Source organism: Marinobacter sp. (assembly GCF_035268745.1).
In the GTDB taxonomy this organism is placed as follows: Bacteria; Pseudomonadota; Gammaproteobacteria; order Pseudomonadales; family Oleiphilaceae; genus Marinobacter.
In genome coordinates this window covers 1-5,965 of the sequence record NZ_DATFKH010000248.1, presented here as the reverse complement: position 1 = coordinate 5,965, position 5,965 = coordinate 1, and the positions used below count along the sequence as shown (strand labels likewise).

The 5,965-nt window shown below is 56.6% G+C and carries 7 protein-coding genes; 3 read left to right on the top strand and 4 right to left on the bottom strand.

Features of this window, described 5'->3' with window-relative positions:
* The first annotated feature begins 526 nt into the window (after positions 1 to 526).
* On the top strand, positions 527 to 1,639 hold the full coding sequence (locus tag VJ956_RS15940; protein WP_324086028.1) for an S-(hydroxymethyl)glutathione dehydrogenase/class III alcohol dehydrogenase: 1,113 nt from the start codon (positions 527 to 529) through the stop codon (positions 1,637 to 1,639).
* Complete coding sequence (locus tag VJ956_RS15935; protein ID WP_324086027.1) at positions 1,639 to 2,070, top strand: thioesterase family protein; 432 nt, start codon at positions 1,639 to 1,641, stop codon at positions 2,068 to 2,070. Before VJ956_RS15940 ends, VJ956_RS15935 begins: the two co-directional genes overlap by 1 nt.
* A gap of 6 nt (positions 2,071 to 2,076) precedes the next feature.
* Here the strand turns inward: VJ956_RS15935 and VJ956_RS15930 are convergent, their stop codons facing one another.
* Together VJ956_RS15930 and VJ956_RS15925 are read right to left on the bottom strand one after the other, a co-directional pair.
* The gene (locus tag VJ956_RS15930) at positions 2,077 to 2,778 is read right to left on the bottom strand and encodes a type 1 glutamine amidotransferase domain-containing protein (protein ID WP_324086026.1); all 702 of its coding nucleotides are present in this window, start codon (positions 2,776 to 2,778) and stop codon (positions 2,077 to 2,079) included.
* Positions 2,779 to 3,142: 364 nt separating this feature from the next.
* Positions 3,143 to 3,295: a hypothetical protein gene (locus tag VJ956_RS15925; protein WP_324086025.1), complete on the bottom strand. Its 153-nt coding sequence runs from the start codon at positions 3,293 to 3,295 to the stop codon at positions 3,143 to 3,145.
* Positions 3,296 to 3,484: 189 nt separating this feature from the next.
* Between VJ956_RS15925 and VJ956_RS15920 the strand changes: the two genes are divergently transcribed.
* A complete protein-coding gene (locus VJ956_RS15920) occupies positions 3,485 to 3,910 on the top strand; it encodes a hotdog fold thioesterase (RefSeq protein WP_324086024.1) in 426 nt (141 codons plus the stop codon).
* Here the strand turns inward: VJ956_RS15920 and VJ956_RS15915 are convergent.
* Both VJ956_RS15915 and pelG read right to left on the bottom strand, forming a co-directional pair.
* Positions 3,878 to 5,233: an HD-GYP domain-containing protein gene (locus VJ956_RS15915; protein ID WP_324086023.1), complete on the bottom strand. Its 1,356-nt coding sequence runs from the start codon at positions 5,231 to 5,233 to the stop codon at positions 3,878 to 3,880. The genes VJ956_RS15920 and VJ956_RS15915 overlap by 33 nt on opposite strands.
* Before the next feature lie 145 nt (positions 5,234 to 5,378).
* Positions 5,379 to 5,965: exopolysaccharide Pel transporter PelG (gene pelG, locus VJ956_RS15910; protein ID WP_324086022.1), on the bottom strand; the 587-nt coding region annotated here is incomplete at its 5' end.

The window sequence follows — 5,965 nt, the reverse complement described above, 5'->3', positions numbered from 1 at the left end:
ACCGTAGGCGTCCTCCGTTTCGTTCAGGTCTGTCGGCATATACGAGTGGTATGGAGAGACAGAACATGTCCGGATAAAAAAAAGGCCGTTGACCGATGGCAGCAGGCGGGTTCGTCACGGCTGTCATCAGCACTGTATCAGCGACAGGCCGGATCTGGTCAGGGCAATCGCTGGCTGATCGGCTAGTGTCCCGTCTGGTTAATTCGCTGACCTACTGCTTGCCGCTCGGGCCTCTGGCCAAGGCGCCAGTGCGCAGGTGTGGTGGTTCCACATCAAGGGCTGGCAACACAGGTCCAGAGGCCTGAGCGGCAAGCCCTTCGGGAGACCCTGAAAGCCTTGAGAGCGGTGTTGCGTCGGCTCGATTTGGAACCACCAAACCTTCGCCACCGCGCCTTGCTCTCAAGGCTTTCAGGGGCTCAGTAGATCAGCGAATTAACCAGACGGGACACTAGACTGGTCAGAGCCGGGGTGAGGTCATAAGATGGGTGGCCTGATATCCCGATTACATCAATAAAGGAGAGCTCCAGTGATTAAATCCCGTGCCGCCGTGGCGTTCGCGCCGAACCAGCCGCTGGAAATCGTGGAAGTGGATGTCGAGCCGCCCAGAAAGGGCGAGGTGCTGGTCCGGATTGTCGCCACCGGTGTGTGCCATACCGACGCCTACACCCTGTCCGGCGCCGATTCCGAGGGTAACTTTCCGGCCATACTGGGCCATGAAGGCGGCGGTATCGTTGAAGCGGTCGGCGAAGGCGTTACCTCAGTCGAGGTCGGCGACCACGTGATTCCCCTGTACACAGCCGAATGCGGCAAATGCAAATTCTGCACTTCCGGCAAGACCAATCTGTGTGGCTCCGTACGCGAGACCCAGGGCAAGGGCGTAATGCCCGATGGCACTTCCCGTTTCTCCTATAAGGGTGAACCCGTTTACCACTACATGGGTTGCTCCACATTCTCCGAGTACACCGTGCTGCCGGAAGTATCCCTGGCGAAAATCCCCAAGGAAGCGCCGCTGGACAAGGTCTGCCTGCTGGGCTGCGGTGTTACCACTGGCATTGGTGCCGTGCTGAACACCGCCAGCGTGGAAGAAGGCGCGACCGTAGCGATCTTCGGTCTCGGTGGCATCGGCCTGGCGGCCATTATCGGTGCCACCATGGCCGGGGCCAGTCGCATCATTGCCATCGACATCAACCCGGGCAAGTTTGATATTGCCAAGGACCTGGGAGCAACCGATGTGGTGAACCCCAGGGATTACGACAAGCCCATCCAGCAGGTCATTGTCGAAATGACGGACGGCGGCGTGGATTACTCTTTTGAATGCATCGGCAATGTCCAGGTAATGCGCTCGGCCCTCGAGTGCTGTCACAAGGGCTGGGGAGAATCCATTATTATTGGCGTGGCCGGTGCTGGTGAGGAAATCAGCACCCGCCCGTTCCAGCTGGTGACCGGGCGGGTCTGGAAAGGCTCGGCGTTTGGCGGCGTGAAGGGGCGCACCGAATTGCCGGGCTATGTGGAGAAGGCCAGAACCGGCGAAATCCCGCTGGATGTGTTCATTACCCACGACATGAAGCTTGAGGAAATCAATGACGCTTTCGACCTGATGCACGCCGGCAAAAGCATCCGCACGGTCATTCACTTCTGATGTTCCGTTTCCGCTTTCGTGTCCGCTACGGCGAATGCGACGCCCAGAGCGTGGTGTTCAATGCCCGCTACGCGGATTACGTCGACATTTCGGTGAACGAATACATCCGCACCCTGTTCGGGTCTTATCAGAACCTGCTGGATCAGGATCTGGATATCCAGGTTGTCAGTCTCCACCTGAACTACCGGGCGCCGGCAAAGTTTGATGACGTACTGGAAGCAAGGATTGCTGCCGGTCGTGTCGGCACCACTTCATTCACCCTGCATCTGGAGTTTTACCGTTACGGGGAGGGAGTTCTGGTGGCAGACGCAGATATCACCGACGTACTAATGCGGCCATCAGAAATGGCCAAGACACCGGTGCCCGATTCGATCCGGAAGCTGCTTGAAACCGGAGCACCCGGCGTGCTGATAAGCCACGCCGGGGAGTAGACGGGATCAGTTGCCGTGGCTTGCGCGGGCATCCTCAAGTGCCTGCAGGACAGCCTTTGCTGTGCCCTCGGAAGAGGGAGGGTTCTGGCCGGTGATCAGCCTGCCATCGACAACGATATGAGGTGTGAAGTCATCACCGCAGGTGTATGAGCCGGTTTTTTCTTTCAGCATGTCTTCCACCAGGAAGGGTACAATTCCGGTCAGGCCAACGGTTTCCTCTTCGCTGTTGCTGAAACCGGTCACATTGCGGCCACCCACCAGGTTCTGGCCGGGCTTGACTTCAACGTCTTTGAATACGGCTGGAGCGTGGCAGACTGCGCCGATGACCTTGTCCTGCTCGTAAGCGGATTTAATCAGATCAATGGACTTCGGGTTCTTGACCAGGTCCCAGAGCGGGCCATGGCCTCCGGGATAGAAGATCGCATCGAAATCCACCATGTTGACGTCGTCCAGCTTTTTGGTGCTGGACAGAGATTCCCTGGCGTGGGCATCCTGCTGAAAACGACGGGTGGTTTCGGTGAGGGCGCCCTCGGTTTCACTGTTAGGATCGACAGGCGGCTGACCGCCTTTGGGAGAGGCCAGGGTGATATCTGCCCCGGCGTCTTTGAACACATAATAAGGTGCAGTGAACTCTTCCAGCCAGAAGCCGGTTTTGTGGCCGGTATCTCCCATCTGGTCGTGCGAGGTAAGAACCATCAATATTTTCATCTGCCTGCTCCTTGTGAGTTCGGCTTGGTTATTGGTTTTGACTGGCGTACTTCTTTACCTGAAGCCGTGTCGGCAGAACTTCAACCGTAGGAACCCGGGAATACGTAACATCCATGACCCCAGATGAACACGCCCTTAGGCGCGGTTCCCTATCTTTGGCCACTGCTCCAGTGTCCCGTTTAAACCAGCCGCTTTGCCGCTGAAATCCTGCGACGCAGGCTGGCGCAGTTTGGCCTGCTGGAAGCCATTCGCCCGGTACCCGGCATGCGACGCCAGCTTGTTGTGACTGGCCGGCTGGGCTGGTAGACGCAGGCGCTGGTGCGGATTTCCTGAGTATTCGCTGCGCAATATCCGCGATGGCCAGTTATGCCGGGCTGCCTGGGCGCTGGCTATCGGGCGCAGCGGTCGCTTTCCTGACCGCCCCTTGGGGGCTGGAACCGGACTGCTTTTTCAAATCCAGCCACGCCTGAAAGATGCTGCTGGGGTTACCGGCCAGTTGGGTTGCAGCTCTGCTCATGACATCCTCTCCTGTCTCTGTATTACCGTGATTTGAGTCTAGCAGCGAACGCCATTGATGCAAACGATTATCATTAACATATTAACAGATTTGATCCGCTATGGTCGTTCGCTACCTATCTGTATAAACTCACGGACTGCAGGCTCTTACTTTATTGTGGATTCCCCGACCCCCAGGAGGTAGCCGTAGATGGCAATCTGGACCCGTACCCTACCAACGCTTGAGCAAATGGCAGAAACCAGCAAAAACACCGCAGTTACGGCGCTGGGTATCGAATATGTGGAGGTTGGCGATGACTACATTATGGGCCGGATTCCGGTAGATGAGCGCACCGTCCAGCCGTTTGGCATTCTGCATGGCGGAGCGTCAGTGCTGCTGGCGGAAACTTTGGGCAGCATGGCTGCCAATTACTGCCTGCGGCAGGACAACCAGATTGCCGTGGGGCTGGATATCAATGCCAACCACATCCGGTCGGCTACTACAGGGTGGGTGTATGGAACAGCCCGCCCGGTTCACCTGGGGGGTACAACTCAGGTTTGGGAGATACGGCTGGAAAATGAGGATGGCAAGCTTACCTGTCTCTCACGACTTACCATGGCGGTCATCAGCCGGTGATGACCCGGAGTCCGAGTCGGCATCTGAGCTGAACTTGGTACCAAAATATCCACGCTCAACGAATTCACTCATGACGATGTCATAGGTGCCGTCCGGTACCTCGTGGGTGATTTTGTAGAGGTTCCCGGATGCGTCTTTGGCATCATTGGAAAGGTTGATCTGGCGAAAGGGGGTAATGGGTTGTTTGGCGGAATTCCTGACCAGCAGGACGCTTGGCTTGAGCTTGTTGTCTCTCGTGTTTGCCACCACGATTCCGACCTCTCCGTTTTCCATTTCGACGATCGATCCTGGCGGGTAGATACCCACCATCCGGATGAATTCGAGCGCAAGTTTCTCATCGAACTGCTTGCCCTTGTTGGCGTGAATGATCTGCAGTGCCTGCATGGAGGCGCGGCCCTTATCGTAAACCCGCGAGCTGGTAATGGCATCGTAGGTATCCACCAGCCCCACCATTTTCGCAAACTTGGGGATCTGGTGACCCGGCAGGCCGCGGGGGTAGCCCTTGCCATCCATGCGTTCATGATGGGAATAGGCGACATCGACCGCAGCATGCTCCAGACTTGGCAGCGCCACCAGAACGTCCCGGCCGTAAGTGGTGTGTTTTTTCATGATGGCGAACTCTTCCGGGGTCAGCGCACCCGGTTTGTTCAGGATTGCATCGTCTATTTGCATCTTGCCGACATCGTGCATCATGCCGCAGAGGGCCAGAACCCGGATTTCATTTTCCATTAACCCCAGGTGCTTGCCAAACGCGGCCGACAGAATAGCCACATTAATACAGTGCTCGGCGGTATACTCGTCCCTGTTTTTCATCCTGCTAAGCAGCAGCAACGCGTTCTCGTTGCGAAGAACACTGTCGACTGTGCCGTCGACGGCCTCACGGATCCTGTTCATGTCCAGCATCCGGCCCAGCCGTATTCCGGCCATCATGCTCTTTGCGGTTTCCTTGGCCTGGTCGAAATGGACGCGCGCGCGGTCCACTTCCCGTCTTGTGTCGACCTTGTTGATGTAGGTGACGCGTTTTTTCGGAAGCGTCGAGGATGTGGAAGGGGCTGCACTTTCGGCGGTTTTCTTTGACCCGGCTTTGGCAGATGATATCTTCGACGACGGAAATGGCCGGACCACTTTCACCCGGCCCTCGACAAACACCGTCTGGCACTGGGTCTGCACGGCCAACAGGTCGTCTTCATTCTGGATAATAAATCCCTGCAGCAGGAAATTGGTCTCTTCCCAGGGCCGGTCAAGGCGGGTCACGTGCATACCTATAGCCAACTGCCATACGGGGACTTCGGTTTCAACAATGTCCTCGCGGGAATTACTCATCCTGTATGTCCTGTACAGCATTCCTGGTTGAGGCCATATGCCGTCTTCAAGCTGAGTCCGTGGGCTGTAAGTGGCCTGACCGACTGCAAGATTATCAAGTAATGCAACCGCAAACCCAGTATTTCTGTTGTCAGGTTAGCATCCACTAACGCCCTTGCAACATGAAGGTCTCGTACTCCAGCCTGTCGAATTTACGGGACAGCAGCCACAGCCCGGTCAGTGCCGCGACAAGTGTGGCGGTGGCAAAGCCATAGCCGTAAAACCAGGCCCCCATCTCGATCGTGATTAAAGTAAATACTATATTCCCGAAAAAGAACAGCGCACAGAGGGTTAAGTTGATCCCGCGGGCGTCGAGATAGAACAGCACGTTCTGGATGGCCAGTAGCAGTAACTGGATGCTGACCGCCACCAGGTCGATGTGAAACAGCTGCAGATAGAGGGGCGAAATGCCGATGGCCGCCAGGATTTCCTCGCTCCAGAGGAAGATGACTATTACCGTCAGGCCCTGAACTTTGAAGATCTCGTAAATACCGTTGCGGGCCACAATCACCATCTGGTCGCGGAAACGGTTGATCCGGTCCAGCGTATCGCCTTCCCGCACGGCGTTGTAGAAGCGCTCGTAGGCTTCGGCAAAGTCGGTTTCCATGCGTACCAGAAACACCGCCATGCCGGGAATGATCGACAGGTAGGCCAGGAAGATGGGCAGGTCGTAGATCACTGAGGCGCGCAGGC

What these genes read in the sequence shown, in the direction of transcription:
- VJ956_RS15915 (WP_324086023.1), bottom strand. Translation starts at nt 5,233, where the DNA reads ATGAGTAATTCCCGCGAGGACATTGTTGAAACCGAAGTCCCCGTATGG.
- VJ956_RS15930 (WP_324086026.1), bottom strand. Translation starts at nt 2,778, where the DNA reads ATGAAAATATTGATGGTTCTTACCTCGCACGACCAGATGGGAGATACC.
- VJ956_RS15920 (WP_324086024.1), top strand. Translation starts at nt 3,485, where the DNA reads ATGGCAATCTGGACCCGTACCCTACCAACGCTTGAGCAAATGGCAGAA.
- VJ956_RS15935 (WP_324086027.1), top strand. Translation starts at nt 1,639, where the DNA reads ATGTTCCGTTTCCGCTTTCGTGTCCGCTACGGCGAATGCGACGCCCAG.
- VJ956_RS15925 (WP_324086025.1), bottom strand. Translation starts at nt 3,295, where the DNA reads ATGAGCAGAGCTGCAACCCAACTGGCCGGTAACCCCAGCAGCATCTTT.